29 protein-coding genes are annotated in these 21,599 nt (G+C 69.2%); 5 read left to right on the forward strand and 24 right to left on the reverse strand.

Features of this window, described 5'->3' with window-relative positions; all coding sequences use genetic code 11:
• Nucleotides 1-4 precede the first annotated feature (4 nt).
• The 6 genes from ACFVT1_RS36335 to ACFVT1_RS36360 all read right to left on the reverse strand — a co-directional run bounded on the left by ACFVT1_RS36335 (nucleotide 5) and on the right by ACFVT1_RS36360 (nucleotide 6,751).
• Nucleotides 5-175: a hypothetical protein gene (locus tag ACFVT1_RS36335; protein WP_389803778.1), complete on the reverse strand. Its 171-nt coding sequence runs from the start codon at nucleotides 173-175 to the stop codon at nucleotides 5-7.
• On the reverse strand, nucleotides 175-3,609 hold the full coding sequence (locus ACFVT1_RS36340) for a phage minor head protein (RefSeq protein ID WP_389803781.1): 3,435 nt from the start codon (nucleotides 3,607-3,609) through the stop codon (nucleotides 175-177). Before ACFVT1_RS36340 ends, ACFVT1_RS36335 begins: the two co-directional genes overlap by 1 nt.
• On the reverse strand, nucleotides 3,602-3,838 hold the full coding sequence (locus ACFVT1_RS36345) for a hypothetical protein (RefSeq protein ID WP_389803782.1): 237 nt from the start codon (nucleotides 3,836-3,838) through the stop codon (nucleotides 3,602-3,604). Before ACFVT1_RS36345 ends, ACFVT1_RS36340 begins: the two co-directional genes overlap by 8 nt.
• Nucleotides 3,835-5,520: a hypothetical protein gene (locus ACFVT1_RS36350; RefSeq protein WP_389803785.1), complete on the reverse strand. Its 1,686-nt coding sequence runs from the start codon at nucleotides 5,518-5,520 to the stop codon at nucleotides 3,835-3,837. The genes ACFVT1_RS36345 and ACFVT1_RS36350 overlap by 4 nt, the downstream gene beginning before the upstream one ends.
• Entirely contained in the window at nucleotides 5,517-5,855 is a 339-nt protein-coding gene (locus ACFVT1_RS36355) for a DUF1360 domain-containing protein (protein ID WP_389803788.1), read from the reverse strand. The genes ACFVT1_RS36350 and ACFVT1_RS36355 overlap by 4 nt, the downstream gene beginning before the upstream one ends.
• Nucleotides 5,856-5,974: 119 nt before the next feature.
• Nucleotides 5,975-6,751 carry a hypothetical protein gene (locus ACFVT1_RS36360; RefSeq protein WP_389803791.1) on the reverse strand — a complete coding sequence of 259 codons (777 nt, stop codon included), beginning with the start codon at nucleotides 6,749-6,751 and terminating at the stop codon, nucleotides 5,975-5,977.
• 256 nt (nucleotides 6,752-7,007) lie between these two features.
• On the opposite strand from ACFVT1_RS36360, the gene ACFVT1_RS36365 reads away from it, so the two are divergent.
• On the forward strand, nucleotides 7,008-7,757 hold the full coding sequence (locus ACFVT1_RS36365) for a hypothetical protein (protein ID WP_389803793.1): 750 nt from the start codon (nucleotides 7,008-7,010) through the stop codon (nucleotides 7,755-7,757).
• 49 nt (nucleotides 7,758-7,806) lie between these two features.
• Here ACFVT1_RS36365 and ACFVT1_RS36370 read toward each other — a convergent pair whose 3' ends face one another.
• The 17 genes from ACFVT1_RS36370 to ACFVT1_RS36450 all read right to left on the reverse strand — a co-directional run bounded on the left by ACFVT1_RS36370 (nucleotide 7,807) and on the right by ACFVT1_RS36450 (nucleotide 17,777).
• On the reverse strand, nucleotides 7,807-9,240 hold the full coding sequence (locus tag ACFVT1_RS36370) for a phage terminase large subunit (RefSeq protein ID WP_389803796.1): 1,434 nt from the start codon (nucleotides 9,238-9,240) through the stop codon (nucleotides 7,807-7,809).
• Complete coding sequence (locus tag ACFVT1_RS36375) at nucleotides 9,237-9,728, reverse strand: hypothetical protein (RefSeq protein WP_389803798.1); 492 nt, start codon at nucleotides 9,726-9,728, stop codon at nucleotides 9,237-9,239. The genes ACFVT1_RS36370 and ACFVT1_RS36375 overlap by 4 nt, the downstream gene beginning before the upstream one ends.
• A gap of 176 nt (nucleotides 9,729-9,904) precedes the next feature.
• Nucleotides 9,905-10,627, reverse strand: coding sequence for a DNA-methyltransferase (locus ACFVT1_RS36380; RefSeq protein WP_389803801.1), 723 nt, complete (start codon nucleotides 10,625-10,627; stop codon nucleotides 9,905-9,907).
• A gap of 426 nt (nucleotides 10,628-11,053) precedes the next feature.
• Nucleotides 11,054-11,464: a hypothetical protein gene (locus ACFVT1_RS36385; RefSeq protein ID WP_389803804.1), complete on the reverse strand. Its 411-nt coding sequence runs from the start codon at nucleotides 11,462-11,464 to the stop codon at nucleotides 11,054-11,056.
• The gene (locus tag ACFVT1_RS36390) at nucleotides 11,461-11,622 is read right to left on the reverse strand and encodes a hypothetical protein (protein ID WP_389803807.1); all 162 of its coding nucleotides are present in this window, start codon (nucleotides 11,620-11,622) and stop codon (nucleotides 11,461-11,463) included. The genes ACFVT1_RS36385 and ACFVT1_RS36390 overlap by 4 nt, the downstream gene beginning before the upstream one ends.
• A gap of 183 nt (nucleotides 11,623-11,805) precedes the next feature.
• Entirely contained in the window at nucleotides 11,806-12,702 is an 897-nt protein-coding gene (locus tag ACFVT1_RS36395; protein WP_389803809.1) for a hypothetical protein, read from the reverse strand.
• Nucleotides 12,699-13,208: a hypothetical protein gene (locus tag ACFVT1_RS36400; RefSeq protein WP_389803812.1), complete on the reverse strand. Its 510-nt coding sequence runs from the start codon at nucleotides 13,206-13,208 to the stop codon at nucleotides 12,699-12,701. Before ACFVT1_RS36400 ends, ACFVT1_RS36395 begins: the two co-directional genes overlap by 4 nt.
• Nucleotides 13,205-13,804 carry a hypothetical protein gene (locus tag ACFVT1_RS36405; protein ID WP_389803815.1) on the reverse strand — a complete coding sequence of 200 codons (600 nt, stop codon included), beginning with the start codon at nucleotides 13,802-13,804 and terminating at the stop codon, nucleotides 13,205-13,207. Before ACFVT1_RS36405 ends, ACFVT1_RS36400 begins: the two co-directional genes overlap by 4 nt.
• Nucleotides 13,801-14,052 (reverse strand): hypothetical protein, encoded by a 252-nt coding sequence (locus ACFVT1_RS36410; RefSeq protein WP_389803816.1) that lies wholly within the window; start codon nucleotides 14,050-14,052, stop codon nucleotides 13,801-13,803. Before ACFVT1_RS36410 ends, ACFVT1_RS36405 begins: the two co-directional genes overlap by 4 nt.
• Nucleotides 14,053-14,111: 59 nt before the next feature.
• Nucleotides 14,112-15,308, reverse strand: coding sequence for a hypothetical protein (locus ACFVT1_RS36415; protein ID WP_389803821.1), 1,197 nt, complete (start codon nucleotides 15,306-15,308; stop codon nucleotides 14,112-14,114).
• A gap of 11 nt (nucleotides 15,309-15,319) precedes the next feature.
• On the reverse strand, nucleotides 15,320-15,454 hold the full coding sequence (locus tag ACFVT1_RS36420) for a hypothetical protein (protein WP_389803823.1): 135 nt from the start codon (nucleotides 15,452-15,454) through the stop codon (nucleotides 15,320-15,322).
• Between the two features lie 53 nt (nucleotides 15,455-15,507).
• Nucleotides 15,508-15,951, reverse strand: a complete 444-nt coding sequence (locus ACFVT1_RS36425) for a Pycsar system effector family protein (RefSeq protein WP_389803826.1) — start codon at nucleotides 15,949-15,951, stop codon at nucleotides 15,508-15,510.
• A gap of 95 nt (nucleotides 15,952-16,046) precedes the next feature.
• Nucleotides 16,047-16,184: a hypothetical protein gene (locus ACFVT1_RS36430; protein WP_389803829.1), complete on the reverse strand. Its 138-nt coding sequence runs from the start codon at nucleotides 16,182-16,184 to the stop codon at nucleotides 16,047-16,049.
• Nucleotides 16,181-16,423, reverse strand: coding sequence for a hypothetical protein (locus tag ACFVT1_RS36435; RefSeq protein WP_389803831.1), 243 nt, complete (start codon nucleotides 16,421-16,423; stop codon nucleotides 16,181-16,183). Before ACFVT1_RS36435 ends, ACFVT1_RS36430 begins: the two co-directional genes overlap by 4 nt.
• 73 nt (nucleotides 16,424-16,496) lie before the next feature.
• Complete coding sequence (locus ACFVT1_RS36440) at nucleotides 16,497-16,622, reverse strand: hypothetical protein (RefSeq protein ID WP_389803834.1); 126 nt, start codon at nucleotides 16,620-16,622, stop codon at nucleotides 16,497-16,499.
• 115 nt (nucleotides 16,623-16,737) lie between these two features.
• Entirely contained in the window at nucleotides 16,738-17,430 is a 693-nt protein-coding gene (locus ACFVT1_RS36445) for a hypothetical protein (RefSeq protein WP_389803837.1), read from the reverse strand.
• The gene (locus tag ACFVT1_RS36450) at nucleotides 17,427-17,777 is read right to left on the reverse strand and encodes a hypothetical protein (RefSeq protein WP_389803840.1); all 351 of its coding nucleotides are present in this window, start codon (nucleotides 17,775-17,777) and stop codon (nucleotides 17,427-17,429) included. Before ACFVT1_RS36450 ends, ACFVT1_RS36445 begins: the two co-directional genes overlap by 4 nt.
• Nucleotides 17,778-17,969: 192 nt before the next feature.
• Between ACFVT1_RS36450 and ACFVT1_RS36455 the strand changes: the two genes are divergently transcribed.
• Together ACFVT1_RS36455 and ACFVT1_RS36460 are read left to right on the forward strand one after the other, a co-directional pair.
• A complete protein-coding gene (locus ACFVT1_RS36455) occupies nucleotides 17,970-18,272 on the forward strand; it encodes a hypothetical protein (protein ID WP_389803843.1) in 303 nt (100 codons plus the stop codon).
• Between the two features lie 234 nt (nucleotides 18,273-18,506).
• Nucleotides 18,507-19,337 (forward strand): hypothetical protein, encoded by an 831-nt coding sequence (locus ACFVT1_RS36460; protein WP_389803845.1) that lies wholly within the window; start codon nucleotides 18,507-18,509, stop codon nucleotides 19,335-19,337.
• Nucleotides 19,338-19,427: 90 nt separating this feature from the next.
• Here the strand turns inward: ACFVT1_RS36460 and ACFVT1_RS36465 are convergent, their stop codons facing one another.
• Complete coding sequence (locus tag ACFVT1_RS36465; RefSeq protein ID WP_389803847.1) at nucleotides 19,428-19,769, reverse strand: hypothetical protein; 342 nt, start codon at nucleotides 19,767-19,769, stop codon at nucleotides 19,428-19,430.
• Nucleotides 19,770-20,437: 668 nt separating this feature from the next.
• Here ACFVT1_RS36465 and ACFVT1_RS36470 point away from each other — a divergent pair.
• On the forward strand, nucleotides 20,438-20,566 hold the full coding sequence (locus ACFVT1_RS36470) for a hypothetical protein (RefSeq protein WP_389803850.1): 129 nt from the start codon (nucleotides 20,438-20,440) through the stop codon (nucleotides 20,564-20,566).
• Nucleotides 20,567-20,659: 93 nt separating this feature from the next.
• On the forward strand, nucleotides 20,660-21,526 hold the full coding sequence (locus ACFVT1_RS36475; RefSeq protein ID WP_389803853.1) for a hypothetical protein: 867 nt from the start codon (nucleotides 20,660-20,662) through the stop codon (nucleotides 21,524-21,526).
• Nucleotides 21,527-21,599 lie beyond the last annotated feature (73 nt).

Genomic DNA, 21,599 nt, shown 5'->3' on the forward strand with positions numbered 1-21,599 from the left:
GGTTTTACTTCGCGGCAGTCGTTGCCCCGGCCTTGGCCTTCTCCCGGACCTCGCTGCCCGGGTAGCGCTTGGCCACGGAGTCGGCGGTGGGCTTCGAGCCCGTGGTGAACACCACTTTCCCTCCGGCCGCGACGACCTCGTATTGCTGGCGGTTCTTCTGGCATGAGCAAGCCATCAGGCCTCTCCCCTCATCACGGTGCCGGCCATGCTGGCGGCGATCTCTTGGCGGGCCGGGGCGACGGCTGCGACAAGCCGTTCCACCTCGTCCCGGGCTGCGGTGCGCTCGGCTTCCCTGGTCTCCAGGGCGCCTGTGAATCGGTCGAGGAACGTCGGGCTGGTGAGCAGCGCGGCCACGGCTTCCACGATGTCCCCCTTGTCCGGGGCCTGTCCGGACAGGGTGTCCTGGCGTTGGTCGGGCAGGTCAGCGGCGGCGGACTCGGCCTGTCCGGACACGTTCCCGGACGAGGTATCCGCAGTGTCCGCCCCCTGTCCGGACACATTGTCCGAGGAGCCCTGTCCCCCGGCCGCTGCTGCGGTGAGCGCGAGGTTCGACCGCTCGACCACGGAAGCGAGCAGGGGCGAGGAGTGCCCCGGCACCGGTACGGACAGCACCGCGCGCAGCTGCCACTTCCCGCCCGGAGCCTGCTTCATGTGATAGCTGGGCTGACAGGCCCGGAAGGTCAGCGCATCCCACTCGGACAGCCAGGGGGCGGCGGCGCCGCTGAACCACATGCCGCCGCTGCTCATGCCGACGGTGACGATCCCGGCGACGGTGCGGGTGTCGTCGAACTGGCAGGACGCCGTCTCGCATTCGGCCCCGTCTCTGTGGTGGCCGACGTTCATCGTCATGGCTCCGGCGCGGATGAGGCTGCCGTCGTCCAGCTTGAACTTCGCGCGTAGGAAGTGGGTGGTGTCGATGTCCCCGAGGCTGTCGATGGTGAGGGTGCGGCCGGGCATCCCGGCGTGGGGCTCACCGGCCTGGGCGACCCACCCGTACACCCTGCCGCCGGAGTAGTGCACCCCGCCGGATCCCGGGGGCAGCTCCTCGGCCGTCGGCTCCCGGAACCAGGCGGCAGGCATGGGGTCTGTGTCCTGCATCGCGGTCCAGGCGGATGCCACCAAGTTTTGAAGGGCCGGGTCCTCGAAGTCCGTTGAGACGGCGGCAGCTGTGGTCTCGGCGCCTTCAGGGATGGTTGAGGCGCCGACGTACAGGCCGCGGCTCAGGCGTACGAGGCGCCCGGCCTCAACGGCACGGGTGAGGTGGCCGCGCGCTGACTCCATGGTGATGCCCAAGGCCAGGGCCACCTGCCGGGGGCCGACCGCGATCGGGGACGCGGAGACGTAGGCCACGACCTTCCAGTGGATGTCGCCGGGAGCGGCGGCCAGGAGGTGGGCCAGGTCGGCGGAGGCGGTGGCCGACTGTGCGCTGACCTGCGCCTCGACCGGGTCCAGCACGATGCGGGCCCGGTTGTAGGCGGGCATGGCGACGAGGGTGGCGCCGCGCAGCCGTGCCCGGGTGATGCGCAGCAGGAGGTCACCGGTCTTCTCGGAGTGGACGACGGTGCCGCTCTCCGGGTCGTCAGGGTCGCCGACCGCTGCCGTGAGGACCCCGGTGCCGGTGAACGCTTTGCGTACGGCGTCGGCGGACACCACGCCGCCGGGGCCGGTGATGAGCTGGACAGCGTGCTGAGCTCGGGAGAGCGCTGTCCCGGAGGCGGTCCACTCCGCGGCTGTGGCGGCGTTGATCAACCACGCGCCGTCGGGCAGGCGCATGAGGCTGGCCGATGCGAGGGACGCGGCCAGGGCGTATCCCTCCTCGCCTTCGGGTCCGGTGCGGTCCACGAACTCCACGTCGACGTCGTCCAGGTCCACGGACACGCCGAGGGGTGCGCCTTCCTCCAGGAGCATGGCGGCGTCGGCTCCGGCGGGGCGGCTGGTGTAGAGCACGCCCTTGCCGGTGATGCGGTCGCCGTCCCGGGCGAAGGAGTCGATGGACCCGGCGAGTTCGGCGCCTTCGTGGCCCATGAGCATCTCGTCCGCGTACTGGAGTGGGGCCGGCGTGGTGTCCCAGTACAAGGAACCGGCCGCGAAGATCCGGCCGTCGCCGGTCTCCTCGTTCTCGAAGGCCAGGGCGGTGCCGTCGGGGGTAGACCAGGCGCGGGTGGGCATGCCGTCGGCGGTGGTCTCTTCGGGTTCCATGGGGGCCTCCGTGGGGCCGAGGGGGATATCCGTGTACTCGCCGGCGAAGGCCACGCGGATGCGATCGAAGGTGACCGGGCCGAGCCGTTCCTCCAACTGCGCGAGGAGGGCCGGGGCGTCGCTGTATGCGGCGCAGATGTGGGGCGCCCATGGGGAGTGCTGGACGGGGATCTCCGGGCCGTGCCGGTCCTCAAGGGCGTGTGTCGCCACCCAGCGCGCGGACTCCAGGCGCGGGGCGTCGGTCGGGCGGTCGCGGTCGTCTCCGACCGCCCACACCCAGGACGGGGTGTCGGTGCCGGCGTTCCAGTGGTTGGCGCCGAACGCTCGGGCGGTGATTGGCTCCAGGTCGTGGGCGGCCCGGTCCTGGACGAGGGTGATCAGCTCCTGCCGCTCTGCCTCGGACCAGTCGGCGCCTTCGCCGAGGAAGTACAGGGTGAGGTGCAGTTCCTCTGCCTCCTCGCCGCCTTCGACGGCCAGGCGCTCCGCGTCCTCGGGGGTGGGCATGAGCGCGATCATGGCGCCCGTGCGGTGGCTGCCGTCGGCCACAGCTGTCACATGCTCGGGCACATCCGGCTCCTTCCGTCGATTCGTAAATTCGAGCCCGTCGGGCGTCTGAGATTCGTAGGAGGCGGTGCGGTCTGCGTGTGCGATTGCCAGGACACAGCGGCAGTTGATCAACAGTTCCGGCGGGGCGGTCGGGTCGCCGGGGGCAGCCATGGGGATACCGGCGATCGTGAACGGCTCGTCCAGGAGCCGAAGTTGCCCGGCGGCTGCGGCGTGTGAAGACCGGACGTCACTGTCATGGCGGGGGATCCACTGCTTGACGAGTGGCCGGTCCGGTCCGGTGAGCTCCTGAGCGGCGGCGAGCGTCGCACTGTTCCAGGCACGGGCCGCCTCGGTACGGGCGATTCGTTCCTCGCGCATCGTGCCGAGCTGCGCCCCCTCGCGGGCGAAGGCGTCGCGGAGGCGGTCGCGGAGTTGCTCGATGTCCTCGCCCGCGTCTACGCCGGCGGCGAGTTCCCGTACGGCGACGTCGGCCAGGCGGTCGCCGACGGTGCGGAGCAGGTGCTCGGTGGTCTCGACGTACTGGCCCATGCCCGGGGGGAGTTCCCGGTCGTCGTCGTACCGGGTGGGGAGGTCGTCCCAGCTGTCGGGGAGCTCGGCGTCGACTGCCGCGGCGGTGTTCTGTGCGGCGGTCTCTGCGACGCCAAGGAGGCGGCGGACGAGGCGCGGCACGCGCTGCCCCCACATGCGGGCGATGCCAGCTACGGAGAAACGGGCGGCGACGATCTCTGTGGCGTCGGCCAGTGCAGCGGCGAACTCGTCGGCCACTTCCGCGAGGACGTCGGCCACCTCCGCGGCGACGGCCTCCTCTGCTGCGTCCAGGGCTTGCTGGAGTACGTCATCCACGGGCGGGCTCCTGCTGGTCGGTCGGATCGTCACAGATCTCGCACCACTGCCAGGTCCCGACCGTGGACACCCCGCCTGCGGTGAGGAGCAGCGTCGTGCCGGTGAGGACGGTGTAGGCCTTGCACACCGTGCACCAGTCGGCGTGGACGTCGCCGGGCGCGAGCGGCACGTGGATGGCAGGCGGTGGTTGGACGGCCTGGGTGTGGCGGGCCTGGTCTGGGCAGGTCATGCTGCGGCGGCCAGGCACGGGGCGTGCAGCACGCCAGCGGTCTGCTGGAAGGCGTGGGGGACACCGGCGGCAATGAGTTCGCGGGCGTACTCGTTGAGGACCGCGGCCAGGCACTCCGGGTCGCGGCCGTACCGTGCGGCGATCTCCGGCACGCGCGACCATGCCCCATCGAGGAGCTTCCACTGATCGATTTGCACGGCGTCGACCGCGACCAGCGTGTGGAGTTCGGCGGGTTCTATCTCGCGGGCCTGCGCGCGCTGCGAGCGGGGGCAGGCCGGGGTGCGCTCCAACTTGCGTCCAGCTGCGGAGAGGGCTGACCAGATCAGGCCGTCCGTTGCGGCGATGAGCGCGGGGCTGGCGGGGTGCGCGGAGGCGGGCAGGGTGTCGGGTTCGGTGGTGGTTTCGTCGGCGGGCAGGCGGGGCGCGGGCACGGGGGTGGTGGGCATGTCGGGCCTCCGTGGGGCGATGGTGGGGGCGTCTGCTTCGTCGAAGCCGGTTTCGCGGCGTAGCGCTACGTCGGAGATGCCGCCGCGGTCGTAGACCTCCAGGGCAGTCTGGGCGCGGTTCGTACGGACGCGGAGTGGGGAGGAGTCGGCGCACACCATCCACTGGTCGGCGTCTTCGACGTGGTCGCCTTCCAGGAGGGGGCGCAGCCACTGTGTGGTCAGGGCATGGGCAACTGTGGCGAGGCGCGGCTCGATCCCGAGGCGGATCGCCTCCGAGGTCAGAGACCAGGTCCCCCAATGGTTGACCGCAGCCATCCCCAGCAAGATTTCAGCAGGGATGTCACACCCGTTCGCGAAACGGGTCAGGACCTCTTGCCTCAGTTTGATGGCGAGCTCGTCGAAGTCGGACTCGAAAGTGAGGCGTTGGATCTGGGCGAGGAGTTCGGGCGGGACCTCAAGAATGATCGGCACGGTCGCGGCGGCGGATTCCGGGTCGCGGTACGCGGTCTCGGCGACCGTCATGAAGACATCGATCAGGTCGTCCTCGGCGTCCGACGTACCAGGCGTGGAAGGGAAGCGCGTGCCCTGTGGGACGAGGAGGACGCCGCGGCCGGTGAGCCGGGAGCGAGCGATCGCACGGACCGCGGCACTCAACAGCTTGAGTTCATCGAGCTGTTCGAGGCTACCCAGGACCGGGGAGTCTGCTTCGAGGTGCCGGACCGGGCTGGGATCCCATACACGGATGGCAATCGGGTCCATGGATGCGGCAGGGGTATCGGAGTTCCCTGCGGGGATCTTGACCGCCTGGCCGTCGATCTCCGCTTGCAGCGCCCCGGACTTCTGCGTGACCTCCATGACGGAAAGGACATGCCAGTCCTCGCCGTCCTTGCGGGGCTGGATGACAGCCCAGCCCTCTCCGGCGACGGCGAGGTGCCGGCCGAAGTTCCGCAGGAGCTGCGTCTGCCCGTCCGGGCCGCCCGCGATCGTCGCGACGAGCCGGGCGGCGGAGTGATTGTCGGGGGCGGGCTCGATCGTGCCGTCGGGGCGGCGGCGGCCCGCATACAGCCTCGCCCCACTCATGGCGTTGCCGATCCAGTTCGCGAAGAACCGGACCTCAGGGGTGGTCTTGTAGAAGCCCCAGGCTGTGGCCTGCTGCACACGGGAGGGGTTCTGTGCGGTCGTCTTCGCGGTGCGGGTGGTGTATCGGGTAGCTGCGCCGACGAGTTCGCGGGTCATGCGGTGACCGGGCGGTTGTCGTCGTGGCGGTTGAGGAGTGCCTGCCCGCCGGCGACAGCGAACCACTCAATGCCGTGCACGAGGGCGGGGGCGGTGTCCCAACTGCCGGTGGCGAAGAGATAGGTCGCCAGGATTGCGCCGGAGAGCCACCAGCCCGCGCAGTACGTGCACGAGATGAGGGTGATCACGCCGGTGCGGAGGGCGGAGGCGGGGCGGGCGGCGTGCCAGGCGTGGACGCGGTCTCGGACGAGGTCCAGGAGCGTGTCGTGGACGACGAGTTGGGTGGCGCGGTAGGCCGCGACGGCGAGTACTGCGAGGACGAGGAGCGTGATCACGGCGGCCTACCCAATCAGGAAGATCTTGCGGGTACGCCGACCATCATAGGCTTAGGCCGAAAATATTCCCGTTCGATCTCGCATTGACCGAAAAATTTCCCGTCCACAGGGTTCCTTGGTCATCCTGCCCGCTGTACGTCGTCGGCGCACAGCACCGCGCGGGTCGCGGTCACCAGGTCCCGCAGGGCCGCGCCGAACACTGTGACAGCGCCATGCCTCAGAGGCCCTACCGCGGGCAGAGGCGCATCCTGCAGCAGCAGTTCAGCCTGCTCGCGGTTGATACCGGGCACGTCGTCAAGCGCGGTCCCTGCCGCCGAGCGGAAGGCCTGCCGTTCGTCTTCGTTGTCCTCGCCCTCGCACACGGTGCGCAGTGCTTCCATCGCGGACGATGCCCGGTGGGCAGCCCGGTGTCCAGGCTCGCCCGCGCGAATGCGCGTGACCAGCTTGAACGTTCGCGTGGCGGCAGCCCGCCGAAACGCCAGGCTCATGTGGTCCTTGACGGCGTCCACGAGGATGCCGGCCAGCTCCACGACCGGTCCGGGAGCGATGAGTTCCAGCTCGGCCTGCTTCAACGTCAGGTTCGCGTACGCGGCCTGGGCCGGCTCTTCGCACCCCTCCCGCACGTACATCAGCTCTGCGTTCTTGACGGCTTCCCGAGCTGCTCGGATGAACGCGGCTATCTCGATCCGTCGGTCCGTGTGCAAGGTGGCCAGGCGCTGCGCCTCGGCCGCGATCCAGGCCGCATCCCGCGCGGCAGACGCCTGTGCCTTGCCGCTTGCGGCTTGCACCTTGGCAGAGATCCAGTTACCGAGGACGCCTCCGAAGATGGCGAGGAACGCCACTATTCCGGCGAACGCCTCGGGGTTGTCTTTGATGAATCCGATGACCGTGTTCACGCCGAACATCCTGCCGGGCCCAACCCGGTATGCCCGAAGGGATTACCGATCGGGGACGGGCTTGCTAGGAACGATCGGCCGACATGCCATCAACTGGTGCAGCACCGCCAACAGGCGCGAGATCGCGGAGTGGACTACTGCGGCTACAGGCACTCCCCCTCTCGGTATGTCAATGCCCGGACACGAACGGTCTACTGAACCTCCGAACTACCTCAAGAGCGGCATACCTGGGGCCGGAAGAGACCAGCCTGGGGATATGTCAAAGACCGAGAACTTACTGTTCCTGGGCCCCGCGATCGGCGCCTTGATCACCGCCCTGTACGCGCTATGGGAAGGGCGCCGCCAGACTGCCCTGCAACTGCACACCTCCCACCTCGACAAGCGGCTGGACATCGCCACCGCGTTCCTGGACGCCGTGGACGCCTTCTCGGCATCTTCGGGCAAAGAGGCCGAGACCAAGGCCGCGAGAGCGGTTGCCGCCTCGGCCATGAAGGTGCGTCTCGGGTTCGCTGGCCGCTCCGGTGTTGAAGACGCGGCGGCCGACGCAGGCAAATGGGCCGGAGTTCTGGCCCAGAATCCGGAGCCGCCGCCCAGCCAGGTCCCCCGGTTGTTGCGTGAGCTCGAAGACCTCACGCACAACGGTTTCGTGGCCGAGACGGCCCGAGGTGGCCTGAAGTTCGTATCGCGCATCATTGCGGAGCTGGACGCGGCGGCAGTCAAGGGGGAAGACGGCCCGGACGTCGAGCAGTACAGGGATGACCTGTATCAACTGGAGAACTTGCTGGAAATGGATTTGAGCCCTGTGTTGCAGCCGGCGTCGGAGCGGAGGCTCTACCAGATGCGTGCCGCTGCCCGTCGAGAGGCGGAAGTCGAGTTGGCGGCGGCGCTGTCCCGGTTCGTGGAGGCCGCCAACGACTGGTTGCTCAATCCGTCTCTCGGCCGGTCTCACCGCTCCGCGAAACGTCCCGGGCTGTCCCGTAGCCGTGAAGTCGCGGGCGAGTACTGACCGTACATCTGCGGCTCCGCGGGCCCTATCCCGACCCCGGGCCGTGCGCCTACCCGATCCGCCGTCCGTAGCGTGCGGCCCCGGCAGAGGGCCGCTCGGTGCGCGGCCCGGACGGTGAGCTCACCCGGGCGTGCCCGACCAGGTCGTGCTGGGCGACGACGTACCGCAGCGTGTCCATTCCGTGGTCGTCCTTCTTCAACGGTTCCTCTTTGGCTTCGCCTCCGGGCTTCACTGCCCATACGTAGCCGGGGACTTCCTCCGCCGTACAGGCCGGCCGCTTGGACTCGTCGAGCGCCTGGTCCCTGTCGACGAGCGCGTCCCTCATGAGGAACAGACGCGGCTTCCCGTCGCCTGCCGGCTTCAGCCGGGACTGCGCTGCCTGGATTCCCGGGGAGACGGTCTTGCGGGCCGCGGTGGTCGGTAGGCCCAGGTGCCGTTCGAGGGTGGCCCGGTCCTCGGCGTCGTGGTCGCAGATCACCGCCTGTGGTCTCGGCTCCGTCCACTCCAGCGCGCACGTCTCGCACGTCTGGCACTCGTGCCCGTCGCGTGTGGATCCGCAGCAGTCGGCGCAGCGCCGTACGAGGCGGAGGATGTCGATGGCGTGGTCTTCGACGAGGCGCTGGGTGCGGTAGAGCTCCCGGTAGAGGTAGAGCCTGCCGTCGGGGTCCTCGGCCCAGCACTGGAGCACGAACGGGTTGGAGTATCCGAAGTCCACGGCCCACCAGCGGGGCCAGGAGGGCGGCACTGGGAAGCTGTCGATCAGGTGGGCGTCGTCGTCCCATCCCTCGTAGATGAGTCCTTCCGCGGCGGCCCAGATTCCGTCGCGCAGTCGTAGTCGGCGGACCCCGGTGAGGGCGTCGAGCTTGGCGAAGTAGTCCCGCCCCTTCTCGGTGGGCGTGCCGTCCTGGTTGATGTAGGCGGGGTTGTCCTTGTGCCGGGACACGAGCATGCGCATGGCGCCGCGTTCGGCCCGGTGCTTGATCCAGTGCTTCGGCTGGGCCGGGTTGCACGCCGCGAGCTGCTGCTGCCACGAGAGAACCCCGTTGCGCAGCCGGGTGCCGATCGACTCCCAGTCGGTCAGGGTCAGTTCGGTGGCTTCATCGGCGAACACCAGGTCGTACTCGGCCGACATGACCTTTTCCGGCTTATCCATGCCCCCGACGACGATCACGCTGCCGTTCGCGTACCGGTAGGAGGGTGCCTCGCGGGCCGAGCCACCGAACCATCGGACGATGCCCCTCGACAGGGCGTCCACGGCGACCTTCTTCTCATACGTCACGAGGGTCGTCGACCCGAGCGAGACCGCGGTCTTCCGCACGATGAGGCAGCGGATCCCCGAGGTGCTGAGCGCCGCGAAGTGGAGCCGGAACAGGCAGGCCAGGGACTTGCCGGTACCGGCCGGCCCGGCCACCACCACCTCGGAGTCGCGAATGCGGAACAGGTCCTGGGCTGCGCCGCGCGGCTCGTAGCGAACGGTGGTCACGCCAGGTCTTCCGGGGCGATCCCCACGACTTCGTACTTGAGCTCTCCGCCGACATCAACCTTGGCCGGGGAGTCGAGGCCGTGAAGGCGGCGGTAGCTCTCGCGGATCTGCCGCATCTCTCGTAGCGCTGCGAGTTTCGGCCCGTCGTCGAGGATGGGTTGTCCGGTGTCGTCGTAGACGACCTTGCCGTGGGAGACCGTGAGGTGCTCACGTTCCAGGATGCTGAGCGCTGCCACGTACTGCTCGTCCAGGCGCTCAGCCTCGACCTGCATGAGGTGTTCGGCAGGCTCTCGGAGGATGGCTGTCCTGGCTCGCTGTACGCCCCGCCAGGCGTGGCCGCGGTCGTAGTAGCCGAGGGTGTCCGCGATCTCTTGGTAGGTCTTCCCCTCCGCCTTGAGGAGGGACGCGGCGGCGTCGCGTTGAACGGCTGTGTGTACGTACTCGTACTTGTTGTTGCCGTCTCGTGGCTGCTCAGTCGAGTCCGCCATGGGTGCCTCCGTCCTCGTGTGTCTGTGTGTTGAGGATACGAGGCGTGGTGGTGGCGTCACTGGTTCGAGGCCGGTGGGGTATTGGCGCGCTGTGGGCATGGGTGAGGCCCCGCCGCGCGGGGTTGCGTGGTGGGGCCTCACGGTTGCCGCCCCCACGAAGTCCCGGGCGGTCTCGGTTACGCAGCCTTGGCTCCGGTCAGGCGCTGGCGTGCTACCTCGGCGTATTGCGCGGACTGTTCGATACCGATGAAGTGCCGGCCCTCTGCGAGCGCGGCAACTCCGGTGGTCCCGGAGCCTGTGAATGGGTCGAGCAGGGTGCCGCCTTCGGGTGCGATACGGACGAGTTGCTGCATGACCGTGACGGGTTTTTGCGTGATGTGGTGTCTCTGCTTGCCGCGCGGCTGTGACCCTTCGAGCCAACCCGGCAGGTAGATGGTCGGCGCGTGCCGGAGCGGTTCTCCGCGGGTGCCCCAGAGGACGTATTCGCATTCGCGGCGGAACCCGTTTTTCACGGGGCGGCTGATGGGTTTGCGCCAGGGGATGATGCCGCGCCAGGTCCATCCGGCGGCCTGGAGGGCGTCGGTGGTGGCGGGGAGCTGTGCCCAGTCGGTGAAGGTGAGGAGGCTGCCGCCGGGGCGGGTGAGGCGGTAGGCGTCGGCGAGGACCAGGCCGAGCCAGTGGGTGTATCCGCGCTGGTCTCTTGTGTCGCCGTCGAAGTCGGCGAGGGTGTGCTGAGCGTCGCCGGAGACGTATTTGTCGCGGGCGCCCTGGCTCTTGCGTTCGGCGTTTGTGCGGCCGCCGCTGTTGTACGGGGGGTCGCATATGACGGCGTCGACGAGGGTGTTGAGGGTGGGGAGGAGGGTGAGGGCGTCGCCGTGGTGGATGGTCCAGGTTGGCATGGGTCTGCTTTCGTGCGGTCGCGTGTGCGGGTGCGAGCGAGTCGGTACACGGCCTACGGGGTGGAGGCTTGACCCCGACATACCCATTTGCCCGGTTTTCAATTGACGTGCCCGGAATTTGGTATCGGAATAGTGGGGCGGGTATTGATGTCGATGTAGCTGAAGGGGCCTGGGAGATCCCGGCGGAGACGGTGCGGGTGGCGCGGGCCGCGTCCCCGAAGGGGAGTCTGGCGATCCGGGTCCGCGCGGAGTCGGGCAGCGGCGGCGTCCCGCTCGGCGGTCTCCGGCCGTCGCACCCAGCGGTAGCCAGCGCGCGGCCGGTGATGTCCCTTGAGGTCGTCCATGTCCCTCCCTTCGTCGTGGGGAGGGTAGGGGTGGGTACGAGGAGGCTCGGTCGGGCTGAGGCATCCTCCGGCCCGTCGGCGGCTAGCTGGGCGGGAGCGGCCGCAGGTCGGTCTCGCTGATTTCGCCACGGGCGAGGAGGATCTCGACAGCGTGGGCAGCGTCGCGGGCGTCGAGGGTGCGTAGCGCGTCCCGGATGTAGGTGCGGACGGTCGCAGGGCGCAGGCCCAGGTCTTGAGCGGCCGTAGCCAGGTCCGTGCCGTCGTATGCGGCGAGCAGGGCGCGCAGCCGACCGCGGGTGAGTAGCGGCCGCGTCCGAGGTGCTTGGGGCTTGCCCGTACGTAGTGCCGCAGAGGCCAGTAGATGGGCGTCCGGGGCGCCGGCCGCGATGGCAGTGAGCACGTCCCGCCACAGCGGCGGAATGCGGTTCCACGCGCCCTGCGGGTTCTCTGCGTGGATCGCCGCGATCCGCCCGGCGATCTCCTCGGGTGTCATGGGCGATTCCTTTCAAAGGTTGGTCCCGGGTGCGGGTCGGTGGCAGCCTCCCGGCCTGCGGAGTGCGCGAGCCAGCGGGTGGACTCCTGGAGGGCTTCCCGCAGGTCGGCGATGTGCTGCGCCTGGGACTCGGCGTGGTGGTCGGGTGTGGCGGTCATGGGGTGCTCCGGTGGTGGGCTGGTGTGCTGCCTGATGCTCCCCCGGGGGCTCGGTTGCGGAAACATGAAGAGGCCCCGCCCGGGGGGGAAGTTCGGGTGGGGCCTCGGGCATCGCCGTCCCGGCCGGTCTGCTCGGCGATATCCATCTACTGCTGGGTGGTCGGCTGATCCATGAGTCTCTCCTCAGGCGCCGGTCTGGACGTGCACGTGGGTGCGGACTGGGTTGGTCACGTCGTCGGTGTAGGCGATGACGAGCCCCTCTCGGTGAACCAGGTTCACGGTGTTGTTGTTGTCGTTGTTGGCGCTCTGACCTGCACCAACAACACCGCCAGAAGGGGCAACCGGGGCGTGGGAAGGGGCCGGGAATTTGTTGGCGCGGATGCCCGTGGAGGAGCCCCGGCCACGCATCCTCACTGCCTCGACCGGGATGGACAGCTGGTCGAGGGCTGCCCGAACACGCTCGGCGGGGGTGCCCAGATCCTCGGCGAGGACAGCGATGTGGGCGTGCGGAGTACCGACCCTGGAGAGCGCCTCGTGGAGGGCCTGATGGGACGGCAGCGGCGGCTCCTCGACCGGCGGCGCTGCTGATCCCTCGACGTTGGCCCCGTCCTCGGCCGCGGATTCCGCTCCTTCTTCCTTCTGCTCCTCGGCTTCGCCCTCTGGTTCTGCGGGGGCCTTGGCGTAGAGCGAGGCGACGAGCCACACGCCAGCGGCCGGGATCGGCACCCACGGGGCTGCGGTGACACCCTTCCAGGCTCCGTAAGCGGCTCCGAGGAGGACGGCTCCCCTGAGCCACACGCCGTATTCCGCAGCAATCCCCTCCAGGTCGTCGCGGCGGCCGGCGCTGCACCAAGCGGCTACTCCCCTGCCGCAGCGCTGGCACATCCAGATGCTCCCCTGCCTGAGCCGCGAGCCCAGTTCCTGCACCGCTTCCCGCAGTTCGCGCAGCGCTTCCCGTAGTTCCGTCTCCTCGACGGCGGGGTTCGTCTTCTCCCTCGCCTCCTGGTCCTGCTCCGGCTCGGCCGGCGGGGCTTCGCCGGTGGCTGACTTGCCGTGCTTCTTGAACAGGTTGGTGGTCACAGGGCACCGCCCAAGGCGTTCTTTCCGCTCAGGCCGAGGGAGTTGACCAGGTCGGGCAGGCCGTTGAGGGCCCCAGCAACTCCGGCAGTGCCGCAGAGAATGAAGCCAGCCACCATGGCACCGACCAGGCGCCCCTTGTCCTCCTTGGGCGCTGCCTTGTACGTGATGACCAGGACGACGAAAATCAGGAACACCACGACGCCGCCCTCTTCGGTGAGCTGCCCCATCGAGCCAGACGCGATAGAGCTTCCCGAGCTCGTGCCGGTGACGCCGGTGATCGCCTTGCCGCCCCCGGTATTGGCGGCCTGTCGGGTGCATCCGGCGAGCCAGCCAGCGAGGCCGCCGACGCAAATGGTGCCGAGTGCCCCAGTGATGAACCCCTGAATGGTCGCGATGAGATCCTTGAGGGCTCTGCCGCCCGTCCACCACTTCCTGAGGTGGATGAAGAGGATCGCGATGGCGACCGTGCATCCGGCAAGCGTGGCGCCGGTCTGGGTGGTGGTCATGATGCGTGGACTCCCGTGACCCAGGTGACGGGGTCGTAGAGGTGGAAGACGCCGGTCAGACCGACGACGGATACGGCAAGGACAGTGAGGCGGCGAATGGTGCCGCCGAGGTAGTAGAGACGCAGAAAGGCCCAGGCGAGCGGCGTGAGAGCGAGCCCATATGCGGTCCCCTGCCCCCACGCGTCCCGGGTCTCGCTCACGGCGGAAGCCCAGGTGGTGGCGACGCTGTATCCGACGCCGGGGATCGGGATCAGGGCGAGGACTACCCCGCCGCAGATCTGCCACGGTCGACCGAACCGCCCGGCCCACGTGGTGAATCGCTCCCACCAGGTCGGCTCGGGCTCCGGCGGCTGGAGGGTGAGGTGGACCTCGAAGGGGCCCTGCGGGATGAAGATCTGCTGTACGGGCGGCGGGGGCGGTGGGGGTGGTGGAGCCGCAGGCGCTGGCATGGGGGCGGCTGTGCGCCACGGCGGGAGATCAGTCGTCCCAGGGGGCGCCTGGGGCATGGGGCGGGCGGTGGGGATCTCGTGGTCGGCCGGGATGATGCGGGTCGGGGTGACGACGCGGCGCTCCCCGGCGGGCTGGTCGGCGCTCATGCGGATACTCCCCACCGGCTGATCGCGCGGATCATGCAGGCACGGGTCTGGAGCTCGTCCTGTCCGGGCGCGTTCGGGTCGCCGCCGTAGATAACGGTGAGGGTGGGGCGGTGCGTCCACGCGTACCCGTCGGGCAGCGCGACGCCGAGCATCTGCCGGACATCGCCGTCTGGGGCCGGGCGGCTGGTGGTGCGGGGCGTGCGTGGGTCGGCCGGCCGGGGCCGGGGCGCGTAGTACGTCGTGGTCATCGGACGGTCCTTCGGGTGTGGGTGGCTTGCTGTTTCGGATCGCCTGGAGAGGCTGGCTGCTACGGGTTGTTACCGGTGACCTTGATGTGGACGTCCTTGTAGAGGGCGCGGATGTCGTCGGTCTTCAGGCCGTATCCCTTGTCGCGCCAGGCCTTCTCGAAGGCGTTCTGTGAGGGTGGCTGTGTGCCACGGCGGAGGTCGAAGTAGAGGTCGAACGCGAGGGTGCGACGGGTCACGTCGTCCCCTTCGCGCCCCTTGTTCGCCTGCGCCTCGCCCGAGTTCGCCTCGGGCGCGCCTTCACCACGCCCTGAGGTGCGCCCTGGTGTGCCCTCGCTGGTCAGAGCGTTGGCGTCGTCGGGCGCTGCCTCAGGTGCGCCTTGGGGCGCGCCGGTGGGGCGCATGGCGCGGAGGCTGTACTGCTCGGCCCGGTCGGGAAGGTTCTTGAAGGCCCGCATGCGGTCGATTCGGGTCGTGATGCGGAGCTCGACTCCGTACTCGTCGAGGGTGTCGTTGAGGCCGTGGAACGAGGCGTCGCCTGCCCGCATCAAGGCTTTCTCGTAGCGGCGCTGCGCCATAATCCGGGGCTTACCGAGGGTGACGAGGGCGACGAGCTTGTCCTGGGCGGTACGACGGCTGATCGCCTCGGCGGACGCGCCGCGTGACCCGATCCCGAGCCTGGATTCGAAGCGCTTGAGCCGGTCGCGCCAGGCGCGCGCGAGCAGCCCGTCGGGCCGGATCTCGATGTGGCCGAGCTTCGCCTCCAGGCCGAGGAGCTTGTGGAGCCCGTACGCGAGCATGACTGGGCCGACGATTCGGACGAGGGCGGTGCCGATGTCTTCGCCTTCGGACCGGACGACTTCGATGGCGCCGATCGCCTGTGCGAAGACGAGCAGGTATGCCGCGCGGGCGGTGCTCTTGTCCTCGAATGCCCACGAGTACAGGGTCAGGCCGAGGACGATCGCCTCAAGTGCGAGGCCGATCGTCAGAGTCCACGGGTGCAGCATGTGAAGGCGCGTCTCGGCGAACCGCATTGACGTATTCGCCGACAGGCCGAAGCCGAAGGTGACGACGAGCGCCATCCCGGCGAAGCCGATGGTGCTGCGGCGCTTCTTGGTGTCGCGGGGCTTCCGGTGGCCGGTTCGGGCTCGGAGGGTTGGGGCGATGCGGTAGCCGAAGGTGAGGGTGGCGAGGGAGAGCAGGGCGGCCCATGCCTGCACGGGCACCTGTTCGGCCACGTTCTGCACTTGGGAAAGCATGGGCTGGCCCTTCATCGGCGGTTGGTCCAGGCGTAGGCGGCGAGGGCGCCGGTGATGAGGGCCGGGATGTACTGGCCGGTGGCGGCGCCGAGGATGGCCAGGGTGGTGAAGCCCCAGCGGGCGAGGGGGGTGCGGAAGCGATGCATGCGGGGCTCCGATATAGGCCACGGCTGCTGCCGGGGCTGCGGTGCGGTGAGGATCAGTGGGCGAGGATCGCGGCGGCGATCAGGACGAGCGCAGCAAGAGCGGCGTCGCCCGCGATGATGAGCAGCCGCATCTTGCGGAGGGTCAGGCGGCTGAGCGCCTGGAGACGGGCGGGGCGGCGGTCGTCGGCCAGCGCGGAAGTGATCTCGTCCGGGGCGGCGGCGGCGTAGAAGGCGAAGCTCGCCCGGTCGTCGATCAACCCGCCCGCGAGGCGGGGGCGGATGACGAGCAGGGCCAGGACCACGGACCCGACCAGAGCGACCACACCGGTGACGGCGAGCACGAGAGCCGGGCCGTGGAGGTCGGTGCCGGTGAGACCGAGTGCGGCGACGAGCAGGCCGTTGAGTGTGAGGAGTAAGCCGGCCTTGGTGTCCGTGCGGCTGATCTCCGAAACGGTGTGGCTGATCGCGTTATCGAGGTTGGTGTCAGTGCGGTCCATGGCGGTCCTCTTGGTGGTGGTCGAGTGGTGCGGTGAGCGCCCCAGGCCGGATCTGATCCGGCAGCGTCACGCCGGGGCCGGGGCTGGTAATGCGGTCAGGCTTCGTCGGCGCGGTCCTGTTCACAGGCGTCGCACAGCGGGATCTGCCAGTCCTCGTCGTTGACCTCCCAGGCGAACGGGTCGCGCCTGACGGTCACGTCGGGTTTGGCCTGATGGCAGAACTCGCACGTCATCGGGCCGCCTCCGGGCGCGGCATGGCGCGGCAGGTCTCGGCGTGGGACTGGGCCCACGCACGGGCCTGCTCGTCCGCCGTCTCCGGGGTGTGTTCCTCAACGGGCTCGCCGCCGTTGAAGGGCTCGGGCGAGGGCGGGAGGGTGAGCCGAATGGTCAGGTCGACGGTGGCGCCGCCGACGGTGAGGTAGCGGGCGACGACGCCATCGGGCCATGGCTCGGAGGCATGGGTGTTCTGCACGAGGTGCTCCTGAAGGGTTTCGGTGGCCGGGCCGCGCGGGGGGATGTGGCGCGGCCCGGCCGAACTGGGGTGGTCAGCGCTGACGGGCGCTGCGGGCGGCCTCTGCGGCGGCCTGCGCCTGGCGGTCGGCCTCTGCGCGGGCGATCAACTCGGCCGCCGACGCGTTCGCGTCCTGGTCGACAGGGGTGGTCGCGGCCATCAGACGGTCACCTCCGCCGCGCGGAAAACGGAAACGAATCCGGGGATGAACCAGGCCCCGCACTTCCCACAGACGAACTTGTCGCCCTGGAGAGCCATCGGCTGTCCGCAGCACGTCATCGGGCACCTCCCGCCTGCGTGAGGACGCGGTGTCCGTACTCGCCGCGGGTGACACCACCCGCCGGGAACGGCAGGCGGCGCAGGATGGTGCGCGCCGCGTCGGCACTACCGGCGGTGCGGAGCGTGACCGTCATACGGGCGGCCTCCGTCATCGGGTCGGCCGGCCGGTGCGTGGCGAAGTGCGTGCCGACCGCCGAGAGGTGGCTCGCGGTACGGGCGCCGGGCCGCTGGCGGGCTCGGCGAAGCGCCTCGTCCGCGTCGGGGTCGCTGTCGCCGTTGTGGGCGGTGGTCTTGCGGAGGGCGTCGCGCATGGCGCGGGCGGTGGGGCCGTAGAGCGGCTCGTCGACGGGGACCACGCGGTGGAGGTCCTCGTCCGCACCCGGGCTGGAGTTGTCGGACGTGACCGTCACCCCCGAGACGACGTACGCGACGGCGACGGCGGCGGGGTTGCCGCTGCGAGTGGCGGCGGCGGTGAGCTGGCCGACGGTGGCCTGGGTGGCGCGCTCGGCCGCCTCCACCGCGACGAGTTCCTCGCGCTGCCGGGCGACGTACTGCACGAGGCCGGACAGCTCGGAGGCCGCGTTCTCGCGGTCGAAGTGACTGTTGTGCAGGTGCCAGGTCCGCTCCAGGCGGGCGACCTTCTTCTCGCACTCGGTGATGTTGGTGCGGATCTCGTCGGCGGTGGTCACGCGGCCACCTCCAGGAGGCGGGCGCGGGCGGCGATGTACGCCTGCTTGCGCGGCCGGTACGCGGCGAGCGCGGCCCGGAACTGATCGGCGGTGTAGCGGACGACGCGGCGAAGGCGGCCCCGGCCGTCGACGGTCCGGCGGGTACGGCTGGCCTTTCCGGTGAGACCGAGCTTCTTCGCAGCGGTGCGGAGACCAGCAGAGATGCTCTTCGCGGTCTCGGCGGTCTCGCCGCCGTTCAGAACGTACGAGGCGAGGGAGTGCGGGCGGTTGGCGCGGGCGCGGTCCCGGAGGACGGCACGGGCGGCGCGGCGTGTTGCGCGCCGGGTACGGCGGATAGCCTTGGACACGGTCAGATCTCCTGTCGGAAGCAGGTTCTGGCTGGCCCCGGCTGGAGGAGCGAACTCCAGACCGGGGCCGTTTGGCAGGCACGAGACCGGAGGCGGCCCCGCAGGAACAACATAAACCCTAGGGTTGAGCCACTGCAACCCTAGGGTTTAACCTCATGGTGTCGCGCTCCCGAAACGGAAGGCGGAGCGGGATTGGCCGACGAACAGAAGGAGGTGAAGCGGCTCGTGCAAGCCATCAAGGCGTTCGACGACATCACGGACGACGCTGCATGCGCGGCAGCCGTCACCAAGGCGCTCAACGACTGGCCGGACTATCACTCGCAGCTGCGCGAGCTCCGACAGCAACGAGTGCAGTCACTCAGGGCCCAGGGTAAGACCTGGGCCGAGATCGGAGGCCTTCTCGGCGGGATCACGGCAGCCCGCGCGCAGCAGATCGGCGCCGGGCTTCGGGGAACGAAGAGGCCACCGAAGCAATCTGACCGCCCAGCCGAATAGGAACGGCCGAGCGGTGTAGAGGATCGCCCGGCCTGCATCCGACCGGACGACTCCTGAGCTTTCAGGCGCAAGGGCCGGCCCGGATGTGACGGTTGGGCGCTCCCGGCTGGACTGGGGAGGGGCTGGTTGGCATGCTGATCGGCTATGCCAACCAGCAGCTCACCGCGTAGGTTCAGGCGATTTCGGCGCCTCAGTCAGTGGAAATTTGAAATTTTCATGCCAATTCCCGTCCTTGTGACCATCGCGATTGCTTTGTGGGGAGAGGTTAATCAATGGGATGTAACGTTTAAGCAGAAGATCTTAATTGTCTGCGCTGTCGTATTCGCTGGCATTGGTGTTCTTGGTGTAATCCTCTTGGTTGAAAAGCGGGTGCGGCGCGATAGCGAGAGCATCGGAGAAAGTCGTCAGCGTCTGACCGCGGCCGAGCGAGACCTTGAGCGTGCACTTCGTAATGAGGCGGTCCACGCTCAAGGGGTAGCAATCCACGGTGAGGTACACGGGGATGTGCACGTGCATCCTCCGCAGCCGCGAGATGGTGAGGAAGCGGACGCTGCGGCTGGACCAGAATCCACCTCGCCGGAAGGCGCTGCAGGATCGCAGCATCTCGCGTTGGCGGAGTTGTGGGCGGCTACGCACGCTCGGTTGGAGCTCTATCACAAGATCGCTACCGGTCAGGCGAAGCAGTCGTTCCGGAACGCTCAGGTGGCAATGGTGATGGGCTTCGTACTGCTCGTCGCATTCGTCGTCGTAGCGCTGAAGGCGTCTACTACGGCGGGCAGCATCGTTGCTGGAGGACTTGGGGCAGTCTCGGCCGCGCTGGCGGGCTATGTGAGCCGGACGTTCGTACGGTCGCAGGAAGCAGCTGCCGGCCATCTCAGGTCGTATTTCGATCAGCCGCTGGAGCTGTCCCGGTTCCTTGCCGCGGAGCGGCTGATCGCTGACGGGAAGCTGAACGACGAACAGCGTGCGGAGATCTTGATGGCCCTGGTGCAGGCGATGGTGGCCGGGCCGCCGCAGCCGCCTGCTGACGCTGCCGGTGTTCCGTCGCAGCAGGCCGGGACGTAGCGGCGACTCGTCCGCAAAGCGAAGCCCCCACCTCGCGCAGTTAGAGGTGGGGGCTTCTCGCTGTCCGGCCTCGGGCTAGGGCCGACGGGGTCAGTGGGTGAGCCAGCGGACGAACACCATGAGCAGCACCCCGCCGCCGAGGAGCATTGCGGCCTGCCGGAACCACTCGGTTTGCTGTGCCTCGCGAAAGCTCTTGGAGCGGATCCCGCGTACGACACCTCGGACGATCAGCTGGGCGACCGAGGAGACGACCGCCCACGCTGCGCTGCCGAGCTGGTCGAGCGGGCCGGGGGTTTCGATGATCTGCCCGTCCGGCCTGGCGCCCTCGTGAGCCCGGTACATGTGCTGCTTCTGGTCGGATCTGGCCAGGTAGATGTCGTCGTGGGCGTCCCAGGTGAGGCGGCAGGCGTCGCAGCGGTAGGTGTATCGCACGACGGGACCGTAGCGGCCGGGGTGGGGTGTCCGTTGAGGAATGCGGCAGGTTGTCCGGGAAGTTGCCGCAGGTTGTCGATGTGCGGTTAGGTTTCGGCTTTCCGGATCGGACGACGAGGGGGCGCAATGAGTAGCGGGTGTCGGGACTGCGGGACATGCACGAAGCCGGGTTTGGCCCGGTTGATCCAGAGCTGTGCCGTGGGCTTCATGCACCTGTGCACGGTGGGGATTTCGTGGGCGGTGAAGCGGGGCGCGATGCGGCACTGCCCGCAGTGCAAGCACTTGCTCGGCGGTCATCAGCGGCGCATGGATGGCGGGTTCATCGACTGACAGTGTTATCCACAGGTCGGGCAGGCTGGCAATCGCCGCGCGTACGGTTCTGGCCTGTCGACTTGAGGGGGCGCTGATGCGTGTCGGTCCAGGCCAGGGCCGAGGTCCAGGCCGTGATCGACGAAGTGGTGCAGGCGCCAGCCAGGTGGCTGGCGCCCGGCGGCGAGGAGGTGGTCGACGTATTCGGTTCCCGCTGCTGGGTGACGGTGGCCGCGTTCGCGGATGGGCTTGAGGTTCGCGATGTCGGCTGGTGTGGGCCGGGAGCTGGGGCAACCGCCGTAGCCTGAGCATCGCCGCTGGTTCTGGGCCGGGCCACCGAGGAGTGGAAGGACCGAACCATGAGCGGAACTGCCGGGCTGGTCATCGCGATCGGAAGCGTGTGTGTCGTCACGCTCACCGCAGTACTCGCGAAGGCGCGCGTGGAGATCGCGAAGATCGAGGCCCGGTCAGGACGCGACAGGCGCTGACCGGACACCTCGGACGCGTCCGTCCGCGTGGTCCGTCGGCGGGGGGATGCGTCCGGGGCTGCTGTAGCGGGTACCTCGCCGCACGCTGGTCGTATGGACCCGCCCATCACGGTCGCTCTCGCCAAAGCCGTCGGCACTCTGCCCACATCGCCGGGCCTGGCGTACGAACCGAAGTACGACGGCCACCGGGCAACGGTGGAGCGCACCGAGTCGACGGTTGTACTGCGGTCCAAGACGGGCCGGGTGATCACGTCGGCGTGGATGGACCTGGCGGTTGGTGCTATGCGGCTGCGCCCCGGGGTGATCTTGGACGGCGAGATCGTCATCTACCGGAACGGGCGGCTGGACTTCAGTGCGGTGCAGCAGCGGGCGGCCAGCGGCCACGCACGGGGGTACGTGCTCGCCAAGCACCTGCCGGCCACGTTCGTGGCGTTCGACCTTCTACAGCATCCCGAGGAGGGCGACGTGCGGTCGCGCCCGTACCGCGTGCGCCGCTCGCTGCTACTGGCTGAGGTGTCCAGCGAGCCGCCGATCCAGCCGACCCCGATGACGACCGACCCCGACGAGGCGCGCGTCTGGTGGGAGGCCCTACGGGAGCAGGGTGTCGAAGGCTTGGTGATCAAGTCGCTGGACGGGCCGTATCCCAGCGGTCGGTACGGGTGGCGGAAATTGCGCCATGCCGACACGGTCGACTGCCCCGTCGTGGGGTATATCGGCGCCCCGGCACGGCCGACGCATCTCGCGGTCGAGCTTCCTGGCGGGCGGGTGGCGCTGTCGCGGCGGCTGAGCGCCCCGGTGCGCTTCCGTGCTGCTCTCGCCCTGGTCGCCTCCGAGCCGGGCGCCGCGGCCTGGACCAGCGGGGGCGAGCCGTACACAACGTGCGACCGGGGGCTGCTGGTGGAGGTGCTGGCGGGGACGACCAGGCATGCAACCGTCACGGTCACCCGCGTACGCGAGTAGCGCTACGGAGTTATCCACAGGGCTGGGCAGGAGCGGCTGCCCCGCCATAGCGTGCTGTCCCTGTCGATCAGGG

This window comes from Streptomyces sp. NPDC057963, assembly GCF_042887155.1.
Classification (GTDB): domain Bacteria; phylum Actinomycetota; class Actinomycetes; order Streptomycetales; family Streptomycetaceae; genus Streptomyces.